This is a genomic window from Pedobacter sp. UC225_65, from assembly GCF_042698365.1.
Lineage (GTDB): Bacteria > Bacteroidota > Bacteroidia > Sphingobacteriales > Sphingobacteriaceae > Pedobacter.
In genome coordinates, this window is the sequence record NZ_CP170550.1 from 271993 (window position 1) to 294785 (window position 22793).

The window sequence follows — 22793 nt, forward strand, 5'->3', positions numbered from 1 at the left end:
TCAAAAAAAATCCTGTCAAAAACGCTCCTAATGTTTTCTGTCATATTTGTATTTGCATCTTGTAAAAAAGATAAGGAAACAGAAAATGAAGCAAATGATATCGATTTTACTAAATATTATATTACTGGAGAATACGATTCTTATAGTATACGTAATGGGTATGTATACACTTTCGGAACACTAATGAAAGTTAACAGTTCCTCCGTAGGTTCATCTAATTCTGGTAGTTATATGTATGCAGATGATCTTTGCGTATTACTCATGCAAATAATCAATCTTACAAATTTAAAATTGCGAATGGTATAATTACAAGTTGCGATTTTCCAGGTATCATCACTTATCATTTACAAAAAATACCTGATGCTGATGCTTTTGCAGGTAAAAACTTTAAAGGCACAGTCGCGACCAATGGCCTTGCCAATGGCAAATCGTGTTTAATCAAATTTACCACAGCAGGTAAATTTACCGTAAGTATTGATGGTTTCGGGCAAACCGGTACAGGCGCAGATTACACCTTACAAAATAATGGGGTTGCCACTGCAAAAACAGGTAACGAAGGTAGGTTACATCTCATGACTTTGGCCGATGGTAAACTCTACTATTCCCAATCAACTCAAACCACCCATTATTACGGTGTACTTACAGTTCAATAAAATATGATCTGCGATATGAAAACTTTAAAAATGATTCCAATGCTTTTATTGCTGCTAAGCTTTATAGCATGTAAAAAAAATAAGGATAATTCTACCATTGCAGCAAGCGAATTATCGAACTATCAGCTAGTGGTAACACTTAAAAATCAAATGGGTACAGATTTGCGGGTGTTTTATTTTACCAGTAATGGTAATGAAATTATAGCCGCACTAGAGGGGTTAAATATTAAAAAAACGCAAAGAGTAATTATTAAAAACGATAGTTTCACTTTTGATGAACTTGGAAATGGCAGCACAACGTACAAATTTAGTTTTGCTAAAGATGTAAACGGAACTTTAAGCTTTAAGAGTGTAAGTTTTATCAATAAAGCAGATATAAGTATGAGTGTAGAGGCCAGTTATATTTCTAAATTATCTGATATACAAGGTGATTTTGACATTCAAGATTACACTTACGAAAATATAAACCAACCTAATGGCTTATCCTTTTTTAAAAATACCAATAATTGGCGTTGGAGCATTTCTGCTAATAAAGGCACTTATACAAAAATTTCTCGCGGAGCCTGGAAAGGTACGCTTGATGGTAAATCTTATTTTGCCCTAAGCATTAAAGAAAACTACAAAGGTTTACTACGAACATTTATGTTGATGAAAGGTGAAGACGCAAACTTCTACAAATTTGGATTGATTTAAAATTGAACATTATGAAAAAATATATTTTATACATCATTCTAATGAGCTTAACTACATTTAGTTTTGCTCAAACGTTGGCAACTCCAAAAGTTGATGGCATTCCGACAGGAATAACGATATCAGAAAAATTTCCATTCCATATTAAAGGGATACCATTTAAATATTTTGACACCAATGTTTGGAACCCAAAATCGGTAGTGGTTGCCGAGTTGCAAATAACATATTATATGGAAGGCGATACAAAGTTATACACAAACAAAACAATCAAAAAAGTAAACCTCGGAGAAGGTGGAAGTTGGAGTTTTGCAAATCTATCCGTAGCACCCTTACCTTATGCCATACAGGGCAAGCAAATGGTTGAAGGGAAAACCAATTATGGTCTATTTATCTATCAAGAATACCTTAACCAACGATCAGGTTTATGGAACGTGAAAATAAATAGAATCTATTCAACAATAGAATCTCATAAAATCCCAGATCAAAATAAAGGACCAAAAGTAATTCTTCCTAAAGATAAAATTATCCTTAATCCACAGCCAATACCACCAAAAGAGATTAAAAAGAAACTAAAAGGAAATCTATAACGAGCATAAAAGGATTTGAAAAACGATGCGAATAGCGCATGGCAATTGTAACCCCGCTTTGCAATCGGGTTTATAGTACAAAGGCATTGGTTCTTTTGTACATCCTGCTAGCTAAGCGCATAAATTTGCACCGCTTTTTGTTCTCTAGCCCCGATTGCCGCGGATTCCGATACAACCGAAGGTTATCGGGAGAGCAAAAAGCGGGGGCCAACATTAATTTCTGCATTGGTATTGCGCTTCAATTTAATTGAGTAAAATAAACAAATCTTTCTTTCGCTAATCCTAAAGGGCGCTTCACTCATTGGTAAGTGTGCTTCAATCATTAGCTAAAAATAGGCGCATCAGGATAGATAAGTTTGGGTAAGTAATTAAAAAAATCATTTTAAAGACATTGTTATGAACAATTTAAAAAATGCTCAGAAAATATTACCGATACTATTGTTACTGGCATTAGTAAGCTGTAAAAAGAAAGATGAAGTAGCTAAAGAAATAGCAACCAAAGAGCTATTGGACTATTACATTGTAGCCGAACATGCAATTGGTCCCAATAAGATGATGATATTATATTTTACTGAAGATAACACGGCTATAAAGGCCCAAGCGCATCTTTTTGAAAGCAATAAGGTGATAAATGTAGAGGCAAAAAAATCTGCATTCAGTATTGATTACTACGGTGATGGAAAAGCGGTTTATAACTTTGTTGTTGAGAGAGATGGAACTGGAAAGTTAATTTTAAAATCGTATAGTTTCAATTATAATGGACAAGGCAACGAGCTTGCCTATGCTACAATGGTAAAGACAAGAGCCGCACCTATCTTTACAAGCCTTTCTTATAAAATGATACCTAGCAATGCTCCTTTTAATACAATTAATACTGGTATTCCTTTTAGTATCAAAGCAAGATCAAGTTCAGATCGAGGTGCATTATTATGGAACAATGTTGGACCTTACTTTTCTGAGCTAATAAATATTGGTTTCAAAACAGTTGATGGGAGTTACATGGCGGTATCTCTTCCTAATTGGAAAAGTATAGACAAACCAATTATGCTTCTGGAAAGGAAAAATGAACTATTTATAGCGACTAAAAATCCTTAGTAATAAAAAAAACATTTCGACAAACCGATGGGACATTAACCAATTTCAATTTTCCATGCCTGCTTTGGTCAATCAAACAAAGGCCTCCGATAAGCTATAACCCTATTCACTCATTAAAACTATCAACTCACTCATTATCAAAAAATCTTATAGCTAATAGCTGTTCTTTTGACTAACAATAACATCAACTAAAGAACCTACATCATGAAAAATTTAAAACTATATCTGTCAATTATGTTGCTGTTAATAGTTGTTAGCTGCAAAAAGAAAGATGAAGTAACTCCAGAAGAAACAAAAATTGACTTAACAAAACATTTTATTACTTGGGAGGCTCCAACTAAAACGTATGCTGGGAACAGAATTTTCAACTGGCCAGTTTTAGTTTTATTCGAAAATGAAGGAAAAATAAAGATATACAGCTTTGCAAGCAATGCAACTCCAACTCAGGGTTCTTACACCTTAACTAATGATCAGTTAACAATAACCACCTCAGATCAAATTTTAGGATTTACAATTAAAGACGGGAGTGTAATTGATACCAAAGGCTTTACCTCTGAGATTCAAAACGTGAAACTTCGTGAACTTCCAAGTACAAACCAATTTACGGGTAATTATAGTGGTATGTTAAATTCATATATGGTTAATACTGCATTCCCATTTAGTTACTCTTTTAACCAAACACAGTTCGGAGAAGGTTACAACGGACAACCTCAGCTTGATTATGTGTTAAATCCTATTAATAATGTATTTGCAATATCTTCCATAAATAATGTCTTGAGGTATTTTCTTATGGTAGATGGCAAACTTACGATAGTTCGGTTGAAAAGCGGAGGTACTAATGCCGAGTCCTTGTTATATGGAACACTTTCTAAAGATCAATAATTATCATATTAAAACTTATAACCATGAAAACATTAAAAATAAGTTTAGTCCTAATTTTCGCCATTGCTTTTTGCATTGGCTGTAAAAAGATCGTAAAACGCCAGATACAGATATTACCAAAGGTTTACACATAGTAGATGGTAAATACTTGGCCGATAAATGCGGTAACAAAGTGATTTTAAGAGGTGTAAACATGGGTAACGTTTATGCCTTAAATTTCGGTTTAAAGGAGATAGAAGAAATTGAAAAAACTGGAGCGAACAATGTACGTATTGTATTAGAAAGAAACTATAAAGATTGGGCAAATGGCGGTGCGGTTACTGCGCTAACTGCAGCCAAAATAGAACCTATAATTACTTCATGCATTGCCAAAGGTATGATCCGATTTTAGAGCTGCATGACTTTACCGGAAGCGCAAACTCAGCTGCAGACTTGCAACAAGCCGCTCAATGGTGGACAAGTGCCGGCATAAAAAGCATGCTTCAAAAATACCAGAAATCAATCATCCTAAATATTGCAAACGAGCCAGATAATGGCTCGGCATCTGATGCAGGTTATGCCGATGCTAATATTAACGCTGTTAAAACCTTGAGAAATGCAGGTTATACCTGCCCTATAATGATTGACGCTGCAAATTGGGGCAAGGACCATGTATTTTTCTTATACAAAGGACAGGCACTAATGGATGCCGACCCCCTACATAACTTGCTATTTAGCGTACATGCTTATTGGCCAACCAACGGGCCTTTCGGCAACTATTCTGATGCTAAAATAACAGCTGATTTTACTGCATTGAAACAGACTGGTTTGCCAATTGTATTCGGCGAGTTGGCAATTGCCGATATTCAAAACGGACTTACTTACAACATCAATTATAGGTTGTTGATGAAACTTTGCCAAGACAATGAATTTGGTTACATCGCATGGTGGTGGGGTTTTAATAACAATCCAGGCGCCAACAACCAACTAAGTATGACAAATGATGGCTTGTACAATGGTTTAGCAAATGGTGGTAAAGTGATCTCCATAGACGATGTAAATTCTATTAAAAATACTTCGAAACGTATTTGCCCATAATACCACATTCAAATCATCACAATTAAACATCTAAAAGAAATTATCATGAAGAATTTATCTATCATTCTATTAACTATTTTAAGCATTGCAGGCTTAACTGCGCAAGCACAAACCAAAAAGCCCGCTAAAAAAGCTACTACTACTAAAACCACACCGACAAAGAAAACGACTACAACTCCTACTAGCTCCAAAACCACTACAAATAAACCTGTAGAAACTGATGAGAAAACAGGTGTAAAACCTCGAAACCAGACAGTTAAACAAACTAATGCAAACGGTGTAACTGCTAACTACAAAGTGGCAATAGGTTTAAAATTTATTTACGGTATTTCTGCTACTGGCAAAGTTTTCCTTACAGATAAACACGCCTTAGAAGGCATTGTGAGATACAATGGCGCAGGTGGTTTAGGTAGCAATATTGCTTTTACAGCATTGTACGAATATCACAATAACATTAAAGAAGTAGAAGGCTTGCGTTGGTTTATTGGCGGCGGTGGTCATGTAAACCATTTCAGCTGGAAAGATAGCAATATAGACGGCGTAACTAGTTTTGGAATATCTGGCGTAGTTGGCCTAGAGTATAAAATAAAGACACTGCCATTTGCTATTAGTGCAGATTGGGTTCCCGGATATATGCTTAGTCCTAGCAGTGGTTTTTCTGCAGAAAATGGTGGTATCGGCATCAAATACACCTTCTAAATTTTAACGTATTGATTTAAAAAAATAAGCTTATGAAAACTTTAATCATCATCAGTTGCATTTTATTTGGAATCTTTCAAACAGTTCCAGTAAAAATGAAGGTAAAGCCGGAAGTAACTCAAATACAACAAGCTAATCATGTACCTCGCCTACAAATTTATTTTCCAAAAAACGGGCAAAAGGTAAGAGGCAGATACTCGATTTATGGCTATACAGAACCTAATGCGAAACTTAAAATTCAAATTACCAGTGCTTATTACGAAAAACTAGTTAATCCTCAGAAAGAAACCATTAGTAAGGGTAAAGGGCCAATAAACAGGATAAATAGAACATATCCCTTAACTGCCAACAGTATTGGGTATTGGGAACTTAAAGACATTGATTTAACCAACAGAAATTGGGAAGAATATTTTACCATTAAAGCATTAGTTGATGGACGTACAGCAACAATTAAGGTTTACGATGATACGCATCCTGTTATTATTGACTAGAATTTATAAATAGCTTACCATGAAAAATCTAATAGCATATTCAAAACAATACCTAACTTTCCTGCTAGTTTTATTGGCTTCATTAAAGTCAAGCAGTCAAACAACAGACCTTAAAGATTACTGCATTACAGGCTACTATGCCAGCTCGGCAACCAGTACTTTTAAAACACCATTTATTGTAGATTTTGGCGAAAACAACGCTTTTCGTATGCTCGATGTATCAGGCAAAATACGCGAGGGCAGGTACTCGCTTGTTAATGGTACTTTAAAACTTGGATATGTAGGTGGCGAAGAAATTTACCAGATCAATGGAGAAACGGTAAGCGGACGCAGAACGTTTGCAAAGCTTCAAAAGAAGATTTTTGGCAATCAGTTAAAAAGTAATCGTTATACAGGTATACTGCATAAGCAAAACTCAAATGTGGTAGAACGGGTCAGCTATCAGTTTATTGGTAATAAGTTTAGCATTACTGGCGAAAAAGGCTTGATCGCAAATTTTAGCGAATATACCTTGGTTGGCAATATGGCCGGCTATAAGTGGAATGCCCCCGGGCGTGTTAAATCGTTGGTTTCGCACCGGGTTTTTGTACAATACGGCAACCAGTTAGTGGTAATCAATGTATATAAAAATCCCAGCGAGGGTGCTACTTATGGCATTTTAGACCAGGTAAATTGAAATAAGAAGATAATGAAAACTTCAATCTTATTAATGATTAACTTAGTGTGGAATACATCAATAGATTATTAAAATTTAATTTAAGGCCGATTATGTTAAAAGCAGCAATATTAGATGATGAGGTTAAGGGAAGCAAATTGCTGAGCCAAAAACTGGCATTCTTTGAAGATGAGTTGCAGGTTGTTGGTATTTTCAATCAGCCCACCAAGGCATTAAATGCTATTGTTGAGCTTAAACCCGATGTTCTTTTCTTGGATGTAGAAATGCCTGGGATGAATGGTTTCCAGTTTTTGGAGCGCTTAGGCAGTTTCGATTTTGAAGTGATTTTTACGACTGCCTATGACAGTTATACGCTGGAGGCACTTCGCTTAAGTGCGGTAGATTATCTGCTTAAACCAATTGATGAAGAAGAACTGAAAACCGCCATTATCAGGTTAAGGAAAAGGGTAGTGGAAAAGTCTACTTATAAAACCTTAAAAAAAGAGAAAGTGAATAGCAATCGCTTAGCCTTAACTACTGCCGAAGGTGTATACGTTGTTGATAGATCCAATATCATCAGGGTCGAAGCGATGAGCAATTATAGTGTGTTTATACTGGTAGATAGTAAAAAGATAGTGGTATCTAAGACCCTAAAAGAATATGAACAGCTATTGGACGATGAGTTCTTTACACGTATAAGCCGTTCTGTGATCATCAATTTAAGTTATGTTATAAAATATCGCAAAGGCGATGGTGGAACCCTTGAACTTATCGATGGATCAGAGGTAGAAGTGTCCGCCCATAGAAAAGAAGCCTTGCTACAAAAATTATTTTAAACTTAAACTGTGAAAACCTTATAAACTGTTCAAAATAGTAAGCCTTAAAAGCAATTCATATGGAAACAAAATATAGACTGCTAGTATGGTTTTTTACGGCGGTCATGGTAATCACGATCGCTGGTTTTTTTAAATCCTACATCAAATTTCTGCCTGATACGGATAAATATCCGATTGTTATCCATATCCATTTTATTGCTTTTGTTTTTTGGCTGGCCTTGATGGTGGTACAACCTATTCTTATTCGCCGCAAAAAATATGACCTGCACCACAGAATGGGCAAGATCTTATCTGATTGCCCCAGTACTGGTGATCACAATTCTTATGCTGGTAAGAAAACAAACGATGAGAGAAATTGGTGTTTCTGAAAGCAATGCCGCTGTAACTGCATTTATCGGATTGCTTGATGCGATTTCATTTTCAGTATATTACCTAATAGCAATGGCCAACAAACGAAATATACGTTGGCATGTTGCTTTTTTAATAGCCGCTACATTGGTTGTGCTCAATCCTGGAATGTCCAGGTTGCTCAATCAAGTAAAACCAGGACTGGGACTGTTGCTTGCTGTCATTCTTCCTTTTATAGTAAGTATAACCATTATGCTTTTTGAAAAGGTTAAATGTAAAAAGCCTGTTTTAAAAAGTCCCTATTTCCTTTTTTTATGTTGTTGGACACTTGAGGTCGTATTGTTTATGACTATACCAAGTACAGAATTATGGCACAATTTAATTGTACACTTGATGAAATAGATGTTAAAAAGTATCGGTAACACCGCGAATTGATTTATCCTTTGGTACTGAAATAACAGAGGTCGAAATTTTAATCACAAGCCTAGAAATAGATTATGGAAACAGCTGCAACATCCCGGTGTATAGCCCAGGCAACAAATGGGTTTTATCCCGAAAAATATCAATTTCAGGTAACGGATTCTATGTCTAATCAATACCCATTCAATCTTGCTTTTTTAAAAGATTTAAAGAAGCTTAAGATTCACCCTCAAGTAACATTTTTTGTTGGCGAAAATGGCATGGGCAAATCTACCTTAATAGAAGCCATTGCTGTTGCTTCTGGATTTAACGCCGAGGGCGGAACAAAAAACTTTAATTTCAATACAAGGGCATCCCATTCTGATTTACATGAATTTATTCGGACATCGAGAGGGACAAGGCGACATACGGATGGCTTTTTTCTGAGAAGTGAAAGCTTTTGCAACCTCAGTACCGAAATTGAAAACCTGGATAAACATGGAATGGGGCCGAAGATTATAGATTCTTATGGTGGTAAGTCTTTACACGAACAGTCGCATGGTGAGTCTTTTTGGGCCTTGTTTATGCACAGGCTTCGAGGAAATGGATTTTATATCTTGGATGAGCCTGAAGCTGCGATGTCGCCTACACGCCAAATGGCCATGCTCTGCAAAATGAACGAACTGATAGGTTTAGGTTCACAGTTTATTATCGCTACCCACTCTCCAATATTGATAGCTTATCCTGAATCTGTAATCTATGAGTTTGGTCAGACAGGAATAACAATTAAAAATTATAAAGAAACGGAGCTTTATAAATCCTATGCCAACTTTATTCAAGACAGTGATAATCACATTCGTTATTTACTCCAGAATGATAGAATGTAGCTGTCAATTGGTCTTTTAAGGTAATTTCTTAAAGCTGTTGCAAAGCTTGTTTTACAGTGTCTTTGTTGGGTTTAGAAATAGGTATTTTTTCTCCAGATGTTAAGAGTAGCACACCACCGTCTTCTTTTAACCAGCTTTTTACATATTTTGGATTTACCAAATGGCTTTGGTGGGTTCTTAGAAATCCGTTGGGGCGCAGTAGATCAGCATATTCTTTTAAAGATTTAGAAACCAAGATTTTTTCATCGTTCGCCAAGAAGAAAAAAGTATAAGTGTTATCTGCTTCGCAACGTACAATGTCAGCCAAAGGAATATATCTGATTTCGTTTTGCATTGGGAGGGCAATTTTGCCGGTAGCCGCCTCAGGTTTTTTAAGCTGTTGCAATAAAAAATCAAGCTGCGATGTTTGAGTTTGTGCCGTTAATTTTTGGTCGGCTTTGTTTACGGCAATTATTAATTCCTCAATGTCTATAGGCTTTAAGAGATAATCTAAGGCAGCAAATTTTACAGCTTTTATGCCATATTGGTCGTAAGCGGTAACAAATATAACTTCGAAATTACGCTTAGGAAGCAATTTTAGTACGTCAAAACCTGTTTGTTTGCCCATTTGGATGTCCAGAAAAATTAAATGGGGCAAATGTTTTTCAATCACCTCAACCGCATCACTCACATTTTGTGCTGTTGCCATTATATTAACCTGCGGACAGTGCTTTTCTAGCAAAGTCTGCAGATTTTCTAAGTTGGAAATTTCGTCGTCTATTAAAATTGCCCTCATTATCTTACAGCCAATCGGTTAATGTTAAACTTATTTTAGTGCCTTTTGCGGTTGCTTGTATGGCTAAAATAAAGCGATTTTCTTTATAAATACTATTTAAGAGTGCTATTCTACTGTCACTTAATTGCAGACCCAAACCATCATGCCTCTTTTTGGTGTCAAATCCATTGCCATTATCAGTAACCGTTAATACCAAATCATTCTCCTGTTTAATAAATGCGACCATAATTTTTCCATCGGCCGCTTTTTGCGATATGCCATGTTTCACCGCATTTTCTACAAAAGGTTGTAGCAGCATACTTGGTATTTCTATGTTATCTAAGTTTTCGGAGTGGTTAATTTCGTAGGTAAAGCCGAACCGCAATTGCTCCATTTGTAGATAATCGTCTAATAATGTTTTTTCTTGTGCTAAACTGATCAGTTCTTTATCATCCAATACGTTACGTGTTAAGCGGGCAAATTTAGCAAGGTATTTATTGGCATTGTCTATTTCGTTTTTGTTCATTAAATTTTGAATGCCAGAGAGTGCATTAAATAGAAAGTGAGGGTTGAGTTGAGAACGAATGGAGTTCAATTGAAGCTTTGCTGTATTTCTTTGCTGCTCTTTTTCTGTCAACTTTTTTTTGTTTCTTTTTTTGATGATGTAAAGAATAACAAGAAAGGCTAATCCAATAGAAGATATGACGATAAAGGTATAAATCAAAACCTCTTTTTGGGTATAGTTTTCTTCATCTAGAGTTATGGAAAGCGTATGTCTGGTTATGTATTTTTCTATTTCTTTTGGTGAAATATCACAATCAAGGCAATTGGTCCATTTAATAGAAGGTTGAATAATAATTTCATAATCTCCCGATTTTTTGAAAATATTCTTGTCGATATCTATATTAGGTAAAGCCTCATGTTCTTCATCAATGATGCCACCATAATTCCAAGTATTTGATTCGAAAATTATTTTATTTGTTTGTTTATCTTTTATTGAAGTCTTATAGAGATAGTCTATATCTAATTCTGTCTTTTACTAGGGTTATTTCCAAGTCTTTTTCTGAGAAAGTAAAGTTTGTTTTCTCTTTTGGATCTTTTACCCAGCTATACTTAAAGCCCTTTTTAACTTTAGTAAGCTTTGAAAAACTTTTGATTTTTGCTTTAGGAATAGGTTTGCCATAAAAAACAGCTTTATCAATATCAAGAGGCTTTTCAATGCTGTAGATTAATGTGGTAATAATTTTGCCTTTTACAGGGAAAGTGCCAAGTGTTGTGGAGCGGAATATTTCTTCATCACCGCCTGCGTGGGTATCTTTCAGCTGCGCCATGTTAATCGACTTATTTACCACTATTGGTTTATTATCCACTAAAATGGTATATCGATAGTGCTGTATATTAATATTCTTTCTAAAATTAATCTGGATACTTACATTGTTTACATCTGACAAATAACTAAGGTTTGTGCGGGGCTGATTGGGGAATCCAATTGCATAAAAAACATTTTTGGCTGAACTATCAATATTCATGATTAGCTTTCCTCCAGCACCGTAGTTGCGATTAAAGTTGATACCTTTTTGAGCATTTACGGTAGATAGCGCAATAATGAAACTGAGAAATGTGAAGATGATCTTTTTCATAATATTGTGTTTAATTCTCATCAAACCTGCAGCAATAATAGCAAAACTAAAATCCTAAAACAGGAAGGGCCGTGTTTGAAATAGCAGAAGTGTAGTTTTGTACAGTATTTATTTACAACAGACCATTGATCATGTCTTTCACTTTCACATTTCCAGGAAAGGCCGTAAATTTATTTTTAAGCACACCTTCTTTATCAAATAATAGATAAGACGGAATAGCTTCGAATCCAAAATGGTCCATGATATATTCCCACTGCTTGTCTTTCAGGTAATAATGTTGGTCACCTATTCCTTTGATTTTTTCTTCCCATAGCTTTAGAGGAGAAGAGCCATTTGTTAGATACACAAATGCTACATTCTTATCCCGTAAATCGTTTTTTGCAGGTCTGAATTCCTGCATTGCATTCAGACAAGGGGTACACCATGTTGCCCAGAGGTCAATAAACACAACCTTGCCCTTGTGTTTAGCGAGAATTGTTTCGATAATTTTATCGTTAGGAACCGACGAGATGTCATTTACTACAAGGGGTGATTTTAACCTGTTTAACTCAATAACCTTTTCGTTTTTTCGAAATAATATTTTTGCAATTTCTCCATTTTTCCAATAATTGGTAATCTGTTCCTTTTGCTTTTCAGTTAGCGGTCTTACTTCTTCAGTTAACTGCTTGCCATAAGCATTAGCTGCTAAAATATCATAGTATGGGCCATTGTCAAATCCGACCAAATCCGATAAAATAAATTTCACGCTTGCCAACCATGAAGGAATGTCACTTTCTCCAATCAAGGGCAACCCTAGGGTCTCATTTCGAAGAATTTCTTTTTGAAATTCCAGCAATGTTACACATCGTAAATATTGTGGGTCATTGAGCTTAAAATCTTTCAAAAAACGGAAATAGGTTCTATCGATCTTTTGGATATCAGGTGTTCCACTTTTATCATCACTTGTGTTGCGATAATTGCTGATGATCGCTCCTTCGTAATTAAATACATATGCGTTATATAACCATAAATGAAAATCTTTGGCCAGTATTTCTTTTAATTCTTTTGATAACAATGGATTATTATTTACAATCTCCAATCTTTCTAACAAGGTAGTTTTAGCATGGACTAGAAACTCATCTGTGCTTTTATTATACAAAGGTTGTGGTGCTCTGTCTGATATATATTCAATCATTTCCCTTATTACCTTGAAGTTTTCAGTCATGTCATTTTGACTCATAGCAGGTGTAACGACAATATTTTTGATATCATCACTAGAATTATAAGAAATTTCAATATTCGTAACACCATCACTTGTCAATTTCACGAGAAGGGGATTCTCAGCATTTAAACTTGTGTTTAGATGAGCCAGAGTAATATCTGTTTCCATATCGACACCAATAGAAAATCTCCCTGATGGATCAACCAACGCTTTATATTTAACAAATTCTCCCGAAATTGGATTAGAAACTGTAAGATTTACAAAAATGCTATCCTTGCCTGTGTTATTTGGACTGATTATCTTTCCTGTTAATTTGGCTGCACCCGCCACTATGGTAGGTGCATCTGTTTTTTGCGCATTTACTGTAGATAGGGCAATAATGAAACTGAGAAATGTAAGGATCATCTTTTGCATAGTGTTAGGTTTAATTTTTATCAAACTTGTAACAATAATAGCAAATTCAAAACCCTAAAACAGGAAAGATTGGGTTTGAAATAGCAGAAGTATAGTTTTGTACAGTATTTGAAGATGGCCAAAATGTTTAATGTAACGGAGAATATGGCCATTACGTTTCAGCGCAAAATTGATTTAGATTTTTAAACAGACTTACGTTGGTAACTAGCTTCACTAACATATGATTACTAAAGTCCCATAAATGTCATTAAAAGTCAAGGGAATGTCGCCAAAAGTCAACAAAATCCTGCAGGAGTATTCCTTGATTTTCATAGTTTTACACCATACATAACAACACATTTATGAAATCAACAGGAAAGATAATCTATGAAGTCCGCATGAAAAAAGGACTTTCTCAAGAGGAATTGGCCGAAATGGCAAAGGTCAATTTAAGAACGATACAAAGAATTGAAAATGACCTAACCGAACCGAGAGAAACCACTATAAACTTGATTTTTGGCGTATTGGAAATCGACCACAATGAATTAAAACCACAAGTAGAAGAAAATGATTTTGGTAACCTTGTTCAAAAGATTATAAATACCCTATTTATAATTTTATTAAATATAACTATAGCAGGCATTATCATCTACTTAACGGTTTATGACGGTGCAAATACCTACACCAGAATAGGTGCCTTTTGCCTGTGCATTTTACTCCCATACTTTATCGTATCATTAACACGTAGCACAACGAGTGCGATCAGACTTGTTAAGTTTGGAAGTGGATTTATTCTGTTAATTATTTTCTTGCTTTTCCAAGTAAGTATAGCTACAGCGGTGTTTAGTGGAGCTATTCCTTTCTCACTAATAGGTCTCTCTATTCTTTTCTATGGAAATTCCATACAACTCAAAAAATGAAAACTTATAGCGTCTCAAATAAAATATTTCTATTCACTTACTTTATTAAAACCACCTTCAAACGATGATGAAATTCATACACTCAAATTTCTTTCAACTCAAAAAAATCTCTTTTTGGTTGGTTTTAATATTTCTCTTATTCATGCTGGGCTGCAATCAACAGCCTACAAAAACACCATTCAAAAACGAATTAAATACAAAAAAGACCACCCTTAAAGGTAAAGTTCATGATTGGCCCACAGACACCGTTTACTTCGCCACATTTACATTCCATTCTCCATACTCCACTACAGAAGGTTTTCAAGTATTAACGCCTGATAAAAGCTTTGAATACACCTTTGATAAAGTAGACCAACCATTCATTGTTTTTCTAACGCCAGAGCGGAAGTTTTTGGATTTAAGAAACGATGTAGTGTTTGAAAACTTAACTGATAAGTATTATAGGGGATATTGCAAAAAATTCTATGATTACCCAATAACTACATACCTCATAGAACCAGGAACAGAAACAAATGTTGAACTGACAAAAACGAAACGTTATGGTAAAACATCTATTAAATTCTTAAATGAGAATAATTACAGTTCAGCGTACTATCAAACTACATTTGAATTAGATGGTGGACTCGATGAAGTATTAGATTCGAGATTTGATCCAACATTAAAGGATATCAAAAACATCGATAATGCCATTAAAAATTTAAACAATAAATCAACCGAATTATTAAGTGGATTAGCTAAAGAGCAGCAATATATAAGTCCATTTTTGTATCAATACACAAAATCAGAAATCGAATTTGGAAGTAAGAAGGAGTTTCTTAGATATTTTTTGTTAGACCACAAAGCAGAAACATCAACAATGTTTAGTAGTAAAATTCCAGAAAAAATAAATAATGTTATTGAATTTAATAAAGAGAATGTTGATTATGCTACGTTGATAAGTCAGGAGTATAATGAGTTTCTTGAATTATACTTAACCTTTAAGTTTAGTCAATTGAAAAATAAATTGATCATCTATAAAGAGTTTGATAAGGAAAAATTTGACTTTGCCTTAAAAGAACTTCCAAAAGCATCAAGATATTATTATTTGGCAAATAACCTTTTGCATTTAAATGATAACGAAAAAACAAAGGAGCTTGTTACTAGACTTATTAACTTATACCCTAATGGAGAATTGAATGATAAATTATTAAAAAAGTATAGTTAACAACATTATACATTGGTCAAAAAAATGAGGTTTAAAAAGATTTTAAGCCCGCAAAATCTTTTCCATCTTGCGTCCCTTTGCCAATTCATCTATTAGCTTGTCTAAATACCTTAACTTTTGGGTTAATGGATTTTGGATTTCCTCTACACGATAACCACAGATCATCCCGGTGATCAAATGCGCATTTGGATTGAGTGTAGCCAGTTCAAAAAATGTTTCGAACGTAACCCTTTTTTCAATAAGCTCTTGGAGTTTTTGCTCATCAAAACCAGTAAGCCACGCTATCACTTGGTGCAACTCTGCTATGGTCCTGCCTTTCGTTTCCACTTTTTTAACATAATGTGGATAAACCGAACCAAATATCATTTTGGCAATGCGCTCATCGTGCTTACTTGTATCCATGGCTTGTAATGTTGTTTTAACCAAAGATAAGGCTTACTCTTAAAACTTGCCAATAAAAACTGACCGATCATTTGTTGGTCCAATAAATAGGGCTCAACATCATACCCAATAACCAATTTAGTATTTACTTTAGCCGATTTATCCATTTTACCCACTAAATGTCGGGTAACTGACAGGCAAATGTCGTTGTAGCAAAAACAAATAGAAAAGATATTTGGGTAACAAAAAAATACCCGATATGAAAACACTTCAACACTTCTTTTTTTACCAAGCTGTCTTGTTCTTTTTGCTGGTTAGTAGCACTGTACTTGGTCAATCAAATGATATCGAAAAACTAGATGGCAGTAAAGTATCTGTTGCCGAAATAGACAGCAGAATCAATACATTAATGGAAGCTGCTAATGTTCAAGGGCTTAACGTAGCCATATTGAACCATCACAAAACGGTATTTCTTAAATCATATGGTTTTAGGAACAAACCTCAAGGTACACGCCTAGATACCTCAACAATTGTGTATGGTGCATCTTTCAGCAAAGCCGTATTTGGATACCTGATGATGAAATTGGTTGAAGAAAAAACAATCGATCTAGACAAACCACTTTACCAGTACCTAAAAAAGCCGATACCAGCGTATGCCTATTTTGCCGACTTACAGCACGATGACCGATGGAAACTGATCACCGCAAGGATGTGCCTGAGCCATACCACAGGCTTACCTAATGTAAGGTGGTTTAATCCTACAGAAGTAAATCCGGCATACGATTCGCTAGGAGTGATCAAGATTTATTTTAAACCTGGTAGCAAATACGCTTATTCGGGCGAAGGATTTAAACTTTTACAAATGGTAGTAGAAGAGATAACCCAAAAAAATATCGACGAGCTGGCACAGACAAAAATATTTAAACCATTAGGGATGACAAGAACAGGATTCATCTGGCATGATTCTTTTGGCGACGACAATGTAGCCGTGGGCCATCTTAACAATGGAGATATAGACTTTAAAAAGAAACGCACCCAACCAGTGGCAGGAGGGTCTATGGTAACAACCATTGCCGATTATGCCAAGTTTATTGCAAATGTGATGCAACAAGAAGGACTAAGCGAAAAAATGTATAACCAGATGCTTTCGCCACAGGTTACCATCCATTCAAAAACCCAATTTCCACCCATAACAACCCAAACCACAACAGAAAACGATGCTATCCATTTGTCTTATGGATTGGGTTGGGGCTTATTGGATTGTGGATATGGAAAAGCATTTTTCAAAGAAGGAAATGGAGGCTCATGGAGAAATTACAATATCAATTTTATAGACAAAGGTATCTCAATCATCATTATGGCCAATAGTGAAAACGGCGAAAAGATATTTCAGGAGCTTATAGAAACCCTGATTGGCCAAACCTGTATCCCATGGAAATGGCAGGGTTATACCGCTTATAACCAACAGAAATAACGATGATTAGGATTGTAATGCTCTATCGATGTAAAACTATTTCCACAACAAAGCAGAAATACCCAAGCCATAAACAATATGGTTATAACGGATAGAAAGTAGCATCATATCCGCTGGTCATTTAGATGAGACTAGGCGCTGTTTTTTTAATGGTTTCGAAACTGCAGAGTGCAACTTTAGGAAACTGCATGAAATTGATTCGTACTAAAATAGCTCCGGTGTTATAGGCCGCCAAACCTACCCGAAAATATTCGGTCAGTTGATCATTATTTTCATTTTCCCCAAAACTTTCGAATATTCCGATTTCTTTTTTGTCTTCTGGGATGAGCTCTATCCGTACCTTGGTTTTAGAAACGAGCTGGTAGTGGTATTTCATGTGGGGCATTGTGTGTAAGCCCTAAAGCTAACAAATTTTGTATAATTCTTAACTATTAAGCAATTGAATTGATTTTCTGATGCAATGGATTTTTTCTACATTCGTTGCTAACCGTTAAACCATTTTGATGATGAAGCCACTAAAAACCTTTTGCATTTTACTATTCTTACTGATCAGTAGTTCATCTGTTAATGCGCAAGCTAACAAGACTTCCACTGTTGATACTTATGTAAAGATAGCAACGAATTTAGGTACAATGGTTTTTCGTTTGTCGGCACACACCCCAAACCATACGGCCAATTTTATCAACTTGACCAAAAAGGGCTATTTTAACACTTACGATTTCAATCGAGTGATCAAAGGTTTTGTAATCCAAGGTGGTGAAACAGATTCGGCCTATGCTGCAATGGAGAAGAAGGGCGAAACCATCAAACGACTTCCTGCCGAATTTAATGTGGCGCTATTCCATCAAAAGGGAGCTTTGGCGGCTGGCCGTGATGACAATAAAGATAAATCATCCTTTTTGGGCCAGTTTTACGTGGTTGATGGTAAAAAATATACAGACGCGCAGTTGGATGCAATAGAAAAACGGATTGGCAAAGACTTCCATTTCTCGGCAGAAGCCAGAAAAGTTTATAAGGAAATAGGAGGTACACCCACCTTAGACCAAAACTATACAGTTTTTGGTCAATTGGTAAAAGGTTGGGAGGTTTTAGAAAGCATTGCCAGTGCACAGAAAGATAAAGCAGACCGCCCATTGGTAAAAATTACTACTAAAGTTTCTATCCTCTCTAAAAAGGACGTAAAAGCATTGTTGGCCACAAATTAATATTGGTCATAATTATTCTTCATCATATAACATTGAAGACTCTCTCTCCAAAGAGCCTTCAATAGTTAAAAACGATAAAACCTTATTTAGCAAAGAGCAGGTCTAAGGTGATCAGGATGTCGTCCGTCATCATCTTATCTTTGATCACTCCAAATAAATCTAAGGGCTTAGGGTCAGGCTTGTGGTCAATGTTCCATTTCGTTCGGTTAATGCTCAGATTGGCCTTTACGCTAATCACATCCGCTTTTTTATTGATGGAAGCATTGAACTCGACGGGATTGCTGATCCCTTAATGGTCAGGTTGCCCTTCACTTTAAAGATCAATGGGTTGCTGGTAGAAGTAATCTGTTTCACATCCATGGTTGCAGAAGCATAGTGTGCCACATCAAAAAAATCAGGAGACCTAAGTTGGGCATCTATCTGTGCTCTGCCTTGAGGCGTAGGCCGATCATTGCTGCGCATGTTTTTCATGTCAATGATGAAATACCCTGTGGTGGGTTGGCCAATAGACGAATAGTCCAATCGGCCACTGCTGAACAAGATATCGCCATGATGTTTGCCAATGGTTTCGACCTTCCATAAGATCTTGCTTTTTTTGTTGTTTAAAGTGTAGCGTTGTTGTGCCTGTACGCCTAATTGCATCAGCAACAACAAGAATAGGGTTTGAGTTAACTTGATCATAAAGTTTAGATTTTGATGCAGCAAACCTAACTACCCCTTTAAAACTTAAGGTGATAACTATTGTAAATAAAAATGTAAATTTTGTAAAATCAACAACGTTGACTTAATTGATGTGGTTCATGCCCTCAAAAGCCATATAAAAAAAAGCACAGCAGTTTAAACTGCTGTGCCCGATGATATAGATTGCTTTTAGCTAATACCTATTTGATACCAATGATCACCACATTGTCCAATCGCATACCCAAATTGTTGGTAGCCAAAGAACCGATAAACTCGATGGTATTGCTAGCCAATGGTGTAATACCAGTAAGCTCTATGGTAGAGAATTTATTGTTGTCTGCAAAACCAACCGGACGGCTAGGAACAGTAATCGCTACACCATTTACCTTTACCGTAATTACGTTAAAATCAGAAGCCGAGCTCGATGACGATGCATTTGGAGCAAGATCGTATTTCAACTTAAGTTTTTGGTAACCTGTTAATTTGATACCCTCAATTTTAAGTGAAGCATCTTTTGAAGCAGGTAACCAAACGTGGATATTATCAGGATAAGCACTAATGGTCCTTAGGTCGGCAGTACCAAAACTATCACTAAAAGTAAATGCGCTGTTTGCCCATCCGGTATAAGCACTTACTTTTGGTTTCGAACTTGCAGCACCTACACCAAAGGTTTCGGTATATACCACTTCTTCAACGCCAGTAACGGGGGGTGTTACCTCATCCGGACCAACAGTATAAGATCCAGAAGGTACAGTAGTCCAATCGGTCATCTCTGCGCTTAAAGCAGCTGCAACCGGAGTTGTACCCACTACGTTTTTCAGTTCTATTTCGTAAGTATATCTTTTGCCAGCCTCAAATTTGGTATTGGCAGGGAAAGTGAACTTAAACTTGGCACCAGGTAAGGTAAAGGTAACCAGTTTTGCACTCGCATCAGCTACTGGTAACAAGATTGCCTCAGCCACAACAAGTGCATTTTTTGTGCCTACTTTTGCCTCAATGTCAACAGTTTGCGATGGATTGCCCAATAAACCGGTAGCAAGGTCGAAATCTGCTTTGGTATTTAGTCCCGCCAAACTTGCAGTTAAACCAGTTAGATTGGCCACACCCTCACCATTTTTTACGGTAAACTCTACCTTAGCCAGCTGATGCGAAAAAGTAAGACTGGCATTTGAGTTTGTTTTGCTCAAACCTGTGGCATTATTCGAATATAAAAGGTCAATGCTACCTTGCTGAGTTTGATTGCTCAAGTCAACTGGATAAATGTTGCTGGCAAGACTTTGTTTAAAAGGGTAGTAGGCTACAAAATCTACTGTTTTTCCATCTTCCGGAAAATAAATGGTCTGGTCAGTTGCAGATGGTCTGAAATTACCATCGCCCGTGGTATTGTAGTTTTTGTTGGCTGCTAGTACATTTGACAAACCTGTACCGCTTTTCATAAATACACCGATGGCATCATTGGCTTCCCAAGTGTTGTTTGCCGCATTGGTTAAAGTCTGTCCGTTAATGATCGACGAGAACTTTACTTCATTAGCATTTGGTGCCACCACGTCGGGTGTGTTTTCTTTTTTGCAGGAGCTGCTCATTACCAACAGCGATAACGCTGATGCCAATAGGATGTGCTGATTTTTCATGAGTATATAATTATTGATTTTCATTGGTTTTAAAAGTGATGAAGCCAAGTCTAGTATAACATGGAGGCTTCATTTTAAAAGTTTGTTTGTCTATTTCCAGATGTTGCCGTCGATACTTGTTTTAGATCCGTTCGGTAGTTTAGGGAAGAAAGTATAACCCGTTTCTTTCTCTAGGTCACTTACGTTCATCCTAAAATTGTTGTATGAAGTACCAGAAGGGATAACCTCGTTGTTGATCTTAAAGGCAATGGTATAATAGGTATCACCTTTTTTCATGGCCAAAGCTTTATAATAGTATTTAGGTATGGCAGGTCCTTTTGAATAAGTAATGGTCTGGTCTGTTTTACTTCTAATAGATGCACCTGTAACTACATAAAGTGTATCACTTTGTGCAGTCCATGTTCTTACCTGTTGTTCAAGATTGTTCCAGATCCTTGGTTCATTGACGATACCTGCGCCGTCATGTTCGAATAGTAGAAAGTTGTAGCATTCAACTCTCTTGTAGCAGTACGGTCGCCACTTGGGATCTGGTGACCACGGTCATAACCATTACCAAAAGAACTGCTCAAGTTCACTTGGTCTGCCTGTGCAATCGCAGGGTCGTAACCCCATGCATCAGTACGACCAGAACTACCAATGTAAGACGCATGCATTGGATAAGCTACCCAGTAGGCCACTTTATACTTTTTGTCGTATAACATGGCATAGTTCCTCACATTGGTCCTTCCCGGAAAACCGTGCGATACATAAACCGTATTTTCATCTGTTGCAATAGCAGGTGTTTCCATATAGCTAGAGCTGATTGGCGTTGTTGTTACTGTTTCTTGGTCAAGCGAATAAGTACCAGAAGGTACGTCTGTCCAATTGGTAATGGTTGAACTTGCTGATATTGCCGTACCATTGTTACCATTTCCACTGGTTGTAAGCTCTATGTCGTAGGTATATTTTTTGCCCTTTTCAAACTTGGTATTGGTAGGTAATTTCCAGGTAAATGTTTTTGTACCCAAGCTAAAAACTACCTGTGTGCCAGTTTCATTGGTGGTTGGAATTAAAATGGCCTCTGCTAGTGTTGCGCCACTTTTAGCACTTGTTTTCAAGGTAATGCTGGCAGTTGGATCTTGCGCAGTTAAGCTACCCGTAGCCAGATCAAACTCAGCACCTGTTTTTAAGGCCGATATATTTACCGCAAGTCCATTTAAGTCTGCAACTCCATTGCCATTTCTTACCGTAAACTCAACTTTCGACAGTTGGTGTGTAAAGATCAAGTTGGCATTGCTATTGTTTTTGTTCAAACCAACCGCATTGTTCGTATACAATAGATCAATGGCAGCTAGGGAACTTTGACTGCTTACATCAACGATGTACTTATTTGCAGTAAGATTTTGTTTATAGGGATAATAAGCTATAAAATCTACCGAACTGCCATCCGCTGGATAGTAAAGTGTCTGGTCGGTAGCAGCAGGAGCAAATGTGCCATCACCAGGCGTACTGTAGGTTTTATTGGCCGAAACTACGTTCGATAGTCCGGTACCGGTTTTCATAAACACACCGATGTTGTCGTTGGCACTCCAGCTGTTGTCAACAGCATTTGTTTGGATCTGTCCATTTATCGTTGATGAAAACTTGACAGCGGTTTGGGTTTCATGAGGAGCAATAGATGTTTTGTCTTTCCGGCAGGCAGTACCGAACATCACAAGCATAAGCATACCTGTAATCTGTAGATGTTTGATTTTCATTTTTTAAAATTGTTTTTTGATTTTTCTGTTGCTGTTTCCAGCAATTTTTGGTGATGTAATAATTTAAAGACTGAGCGTCGATAAGAACTTATACTATTGATTGCAGATTTTAAACCATAATCAATGCTACAAAGAAAGGCTTGCCGCTTACGCTTTTGGTTAAGCCCAAACAAAGTTTATGTTAAGCTTTTGAGTAAAGCTGTTGAAATGATAAAGGTTTTTTAACATCAGAATTAGGGTGTAAAACCTAATTTTTGTTATAAAGCCACATGCA

General features: G+C 36.3%; 27 protein-coding genes and 1 pseudogene. 18 read left to right on the top strand and 10 right to left on the bottom strand.

The window, feature by feature from the left end:
- The first annotated feature begins 248 nt into the window (after window positions 1–248).
- The 14 genes from ACFJIZ_RS01395 (at window position 249) to ACFJIZ_RS01460 (ending at window position 9299) form a co-directional block, all read left to right on the top strand.
- Entirely contained in the window at window positions 249–653 is a 405-nt protein-coding gene (locus ACFJIZ_RS01395) for a hypothetical protein (RefSeq protein ID WP_379089973.1), read from the top strand.
- 15 nt (window positions 654–668) lie between these two features.
- Complete coding sequence (locus ACFJIZ_RS01400) at window positions 669–1346, top strand: hypothetical protein (protein ID WP_379089975.1); 678 nt, start codon at window positions 669–671, stop codon at window positions 1344–1346.
- An 11-nt stretch (window positions 1347–1357) separates the two neighbouring features.
- Window positions 1358–1930, top strand: coding sequence for a hypothetical protein (locus tag ACFJIZ_RS01405; RefSeq protein WP_379089977.1), 573 nt, complete (start codon window positions 1358–1360; stop codon window positions 1928–1930).
- Between the two features lie 396 nt (window positions 1931–2326).
- The gene (locus tag ACFJIZ_RS01410; RefSeq protein ID WP_379089979.1) at window positions 2327–3025 is read left to right on the top strand and encodes a hypothetical protein; all 699 of its coding nucleotides are present in this window, start codon (window positions 2327–2329) and stop codon (window positions 3023–3025) included.
- Between the two features lie 204 nt (window positions 3026–3229).
- On the top strand, window positions 3230–3907 hold the full coding sequence (locus ACFJIZ_RS01415) for a hypothetical protein (RefSeq protein ID WP_379089981.1): 678 nt from the start codon (window positions 3230–3232) through the stop codon (window positions 3905–3907).
- Window positions 3908–4055: 148 nt separating this feature from the next.
- Window positions 4056–4298: a hypothetical protein gene (locus ACFJIZ_RS01420; protein WP_379089983.1), complete on the top strand. Its 243-nt coding sequence runs from the start codon at window positions 4056–4058 to the stop codon at window positions 4296–4298.
- Window positions 4268–4984, top strand: coding sequence for a cellulase family glycosylhydrolase (locus ACFJIZ_RS01425; RefSeq protein WP_379089985.1), 717 nt, complete (start codon window positions 4268–4270; stop codon window positions 4982–4984). Before ACFJIZ_RS01420 ends, ACFJIZ_RS01425 begins: the two co-directional genes overlap by 31 nt.
- A 45-nt stretch (window positions 4985–5029) precedes the next feature.
- Window positions 5030–5683 carry a hypothetical protein gene (locus ACFJIZ_RS01430; protein ID WP_379089987.1) on the top strand — a complete coding sequence of 218 codons (654 nt, stop codon included), beginning with the start codon at window positions 5030–5032 and terminating at the stop codon, window positions 5681–5683.
- 32 nt (window positions 5684–5715) lie between these two features.
- Window positions 5716–6174 (top strand): hypothetical protein, encoded by a 459-nt coding sequence (locus ACFJIZ_RS01435; RefSeq protein ID WP_379089989.1) that lies wholly within the window; start codon window positions 5716–5718, stop codon window positions 6172–6174.
- 19 nt (window positions 6175–6193) lie between these two features.
- Window positions 6194–6850, top strand: a complete 657-nt coding sequence (locus ACFJIZ_RS01440) for a hypothetical protein (protein WP_379089991.1) — start codon at window positions 6194–6196, stop codon at window positions 6848–6850.
- Window positions 6851–6942: 92 nt separating this feature from the next.
- A complete protein-coding gene (locus tag ACFJIZ_RS01445; protein WP_379089993.1) occupies window positions 6943–7665 on the top strand; it encodes a LytR/AlgR family response regulator transcription factor in 723 nt (240 codons plus the stop codon).
- 59 nt (window positions 7666–7724) lie between these two features.
- Window positions 7725–8033 carry a hypothetical protein gene (locus ACFJIZ_RS01450; RefSeq protein WP_379089995.1) on the top strand — a complete coding sequence of 103 codons (309 nt, stop codon included), beginning with the start codon at window positions 7725–7727 and terminating at the stop codon, window positions 8031–8033.
- Window positions 8011–8415: a hypothetical protein gene (locus tag ACFJIZ_RS01455; RefSeq protein WP_379089997.1), complete on the top strand. Its 405-nt coding sequence runs from the start codon at window positions 8011–8013 to the stop codon at window positions 8413–8415. Before ACFJIZ_RS01450 ends, ACFJIZ_RS01455 begins: the two co-directional genes overlap by 23 nt.
- 95 nt (window positions 8416–8510) lie before the next feature.
- Entirely contained in the window at window positions 8511–9299 is a 789-nt protein-coding gene (locus ACFJIZ_RS01460) for an AAA family ATPase (RefSeq protein WP_379089999.1), read from the top strand.
- Between the two features lie 28 nt (window positions 9300–9327).
- On the opposite strand, the gene ACFJIZ_RS01465 is transcribed toward ACFJIZ_RS01460, so the two are convergent.
- The 4 genes from ACFJIZ_RS01465 to ACFJIZ_RS01480 all read right to left on the bottom strand — a co-directional run bounded on the left by ACFJIZ_RS01465 (window position 9328) and on the right by ACFJIZ_RS01480 (window position 13308).
- On the bottom strand, window positions 9328–10074 hold the full coding sequence (locus tag ACFJIZ_RS01465; RefSeq protein WP_379090001.1) for a LytR/AlgR family response regulator transcription factor: 747 nt from the start codon (window positions 10072–10074) through the stop codon (window positions 9328–9330).
- Between the two features lie 4 nt (window positions 10075–10078).
- Entirely contained in the window at window positions 10079–10777 is a 699-nt protein-coding gene (locus ACFJIZ_RS01470; protein ID WP_379090003.1) for a sensor histidine kinase, read from the bottom strand.
- Between the two features lie 280 nt (window positions 10778–11057).
- Entirely contained in the window at window positions 11058–11693 is a 636-nt protein-coding gene (locus tag ACFJIZ_RS01475; protein WP_379090005.1) for a hypothetical protein, read from the bottom strand.
- Window positions 11694–11805: 112 nt separating this feature from the next.
- Window positions 11806–13308, bottom strand: coding sequence for a TlpA family protein disulfide reductase (locus ACFJIZ_RS01480; protein WP_379090007.1), 1503 nt, complete (start codon window positions 13306–13308; stop codon window positions 11806–11808).
- Window positions 13309–13649: 341 nt separating this feature from the next.
- On the opposite strand from ACFJIZ_RS01480, the gene ACFJIZ_RS01485 reads away from it, so the two are divergent.
- Window positions 13650–14207 (top strand): multiprotein-bridging factor 1 family protein, encoded by a 558-nt coding sequence (locus ACFJIZ_RS01485; protein WP_379090009.1) that lies wholly within the window; start codon window positions 13650–13652, stop codon window positions 14205–14207.
- 64 nt (window positions 14208–14271) lie between these two features.
- On the top strand, window positions 14272–15411 hold the full coding sequence (locus ACFJIZ_RS01490) for a hypothetical protein (RefSeq protein WP_379090011.1): 1140 nt from the start codon (window positions 14272–14274) through the stop codon (window positions 15409–15411).
- 42 nt (window positions 15412–15453) lie between these two features.
- Here ACFJIZ_RS01490 and ACFJIZ_RS01495 read toward each other — a convergent pair whose 3' ends face one another.
- Window positions 15454–15813, bottom strand: coding sequence for a DUF2200 domain-containing protein (locus tag ACFJIZ_RS01495; RefSeq protein ID WP_379090013.1), 360 nt, complete (start codon window positions 15811–15813; stop codon window positions 15454–15456).
- 238 nt (window positions 15814–16051) lie between these two features.
- Between ACFJIZ_RS01495 and ACFJIZ_RS01500 the strand changes: the two genes are divergently transcribed.
- The gene (locus ACFJIZ_RS01500) at window positions 16052–17266 is read left to right on the top strand and encodes a serine hydrolase domain-containing protein (protein ID WP_379090015.1); all 1215 of its coding nucleotides are present in this window, start codon (window positions 16052–16054) and stop codon (window positions 17264–17266) included.
- 121 nt (window positions 17267–17387) lie between these two features.
- Here the strand turns inward: ACFJIZ_RS01500 and ACFJIZ_RS01505 are convergent, their stop codons facing one another.
- Complete coding sequence (locus ACFJIZ_RS01505; RefSeq protein ID WP_379090017.1) at window positions 17388–17642, bottom strand: hypothetical protein; 255 nt, start codon at window positions 17640–17642, stop codon at window positions 17388–17390.
- Window positions 17643–17769: 127 nt separating this feature from the next.
- Here ACFJIZ_RS01505 and ACFJIZ_RS01510 point away from each other — a divergent pair, with 127 nt between their 5' ends.
- Window positions 17770–18471: a peptidylprolyl isomerase gene (locus ACFJIZ_RS01510; protein ID WP_379090019.1), complete on the top strand. Its 702-nt coding sequence runs from the start codon at window positions 17770–17772 to the stop codon at window positions 18469–18471.
- An 82-nt stretch (window positions 18472–18553) separates the two neighbouring features.
- Here the strand turns inward: ACFJIZ_RS01510 and ACFJIZ_RS01515 are convergent, their stop codons facing one another.
- The 4 genes and pseudogenes from ACFJIZ_RS01515 to ACFJIZ_RS01530 form a co-directional block, all read right to left on the bottom strand.
- Window positions 18554–18709, bottom strand: coding sequence for a hypothetical protein (locus ACFJIZ_RS01515; protein WP_379090021.1), 156 nt, complete (start codon window positions 18707–18709; stop codon window positions 18554–18556).
- Window positions 18706–19152 (bottom strand): YceI family protein, encoded by a 447-nt coding sequence (locus ACFJIZ_RS01520; protein WP_379090023.1) that lies wholly within the window; start codon window positions 19150–19152, stop codon window positions 18706–18708. Before ACFJIZ_RS01520 ends, ACFJIZ_RS01515 begins: the two co-directional genes overlap by 4 nt.
- 200 nt (window positions 19153–19352) lie before the next feature.
- Window positions 19353–20807 carry a fimbrillin family protein gene (locus tag ACFJIZ_RS01525; protein WP_379090025.1) on the bottom strand — a complete coding sequence of 485 codons (1455 nt, stop codon included), beginning with the start codon at window positions 20805–20807 and terminating at the stop codon, window positions 19353–19355.
- Between the two features lie 66 nt (window positions 20808–20873).
- Window positions 20874–22519 (bottom strand): annotated as a pseudogene (locus tag ACFJIZ_RS01530) (fimbrillin family protein).
- Window positions 22520–22793: the final 274 nt, after the last annotated feature.

Coding starts and splice junctions, on each gene's coding strand:
- ACFJIZ_RS01400 (WP_379089975.1), top strand. CDS start 669: ATGAAAACTTTAAAAATGATTCCAATGCTTTTATTGCTGCTAAGCTTT.
- ACFJIZ_RS01405 (WP_379089977.1), top strand. CDS start 1,358: ATGAAAAAATATATTTTATACATCATTCTAATGAGCTTAACTACATTT.
- ACFJIZ_RS01410 (WP_379089979.1), top strand. CDS start 2,327: ATGAACAATTTAAAAAATGCTCAGAAAATATTACCGATACTATTGTTA.
- ACFJIZ_RS01415 (WP_379089981.1), top strand. CDS start 3,230: ATGAAAAATTTAAAACTATATCTGTCAATTATGTTGCTGTTAATAGTT.
- ACFJIZ_RS01425 (WP_379089985.1), top strand. CDS start 4,268: ATGCATTGCCAAAGGTATGATCCGATTTTAGAGCTGCATGACTTTACC.
- ACFJIZ_RS01430 (WP_379089987.1), top strand. CDS start 5,030: ATGAAGAATTTATCTATCATTCTATTAACTATTTTAAGCATTGCAGGC.
- ACFJIZ_RS01435 (WP_379089989.1), top strand. CDS start 5,716: ATGAAAACTTTAATCATCATCAGTTGCATTTTATTTGGAATCTTTCAA.
- ACFJIZ_RS01440 (WP_379089991.1), top strand. CDS start 6,194: ATGAAAAATCTAATAGCATATTCAAAACAATACCTAACTTTCCTGCTA.
- ACFJIZ_RS01445 (WP_379089993.1), top strand. CDS start 6,943: ATGTTAAAAGCAGCAATATTAGATGATGAGGTTAAGGGAAGCAAATTG.
- ACFJIZ_RS01450 (WP_379089995.1), top strand. CDS start 7,725: ATGGAAACAAAATATAGACTGCTAGTATGGTTTTTTACGGCGGTCATG.
- ACFJIZ_RS01455 (WP_379089997.1), top strand. CDS start 8,011: ATGAGAGAAATTGGTGTTTCTGAAAGCAATGCCGCTGTAACTGCATTT.
- ACFJIZ_RS01460 (WP_379089999.1), top strand. CDS start 8,511: ATGGAAACAGCTGCAACATCCCGGTGTATAGCCCAGGCAACAAATGGG.
- ACFJIZ_RS01465 (WP_379090001.1), bottom strand. CDS start 10,074: ATGAGGGCAATTTTAATAGACGACGAAATTTCCAACTTAGAAAATCTG.
- ACFJIZ_RS01475 (WP_379090005.1), bottom strand. CDS start 11,693: ATGAAAAAGATCATCTTCACATTTCTCAGTTTCATTATTGCGCTATCT.
- ACFJIZ_RS01480 (WP_379090007.1), bottom strand. CDS start 13,308: ATGCAAAAGATGATCCTTACATTTCTCAGTTTCATTATTGCCCTATCT.
- ACFJIZ_RS01485 (WP_379090009.1), top strand. CDS start 13,650: ATGAAATCAACAGGAAAGATAATCTATGAAGTCCGCATGAAAAAAGGA.
- ACFJIZ_RS01490 (WP_379090011.1), top strand. CDS start 14,272: ATGATGAAATTCATACACTCAAATTTCTTTCAACTCAAAAAAATCTCT.
- ACFJIZ_RS01495 (WP_379090013.1), bottom strand. CDS start 15,813: ATGGATACAAGTAAGCACGATGAGCGCATTGCCAAAATGATATTTGGT.
- ACFJIZ_RS01500 (WP_379090015.1), top strand. CDS start 16,052: ATGAAAACACTTCAACACTTCTTTTTTTACCAAGCTGTCTTGTTCTTT.
- ACFJIZ_RS01505 (WP_379090017.1), bottom strand. CDS start 17,642: ATGAAATACCACTACCAGCTCGTTTCTAAAACCAAGGTACGGATAGAG.
- ACFJIZ_RS01510 (WP_379090019.1), top strand. CDS start 17,770: ATGATGAAGCCACTAAAAACCTTTTGCATTTTACTATTCTTACTGATC.
- ACFJIZ_RS01520 (WP_379090023.1), bottom strand. CDS start 19,152: ATGATCAAGTTAACTCAAACCCTATTCTTGTTGTTGCTGATGCAATTA.
- ACFJIZ_RS01525 (WP_379090025.1), bottom strand. CDS start 20,807: ATGAAAATCAATAATTATATACTCATGAAAAATCAGCACATCCTATTG.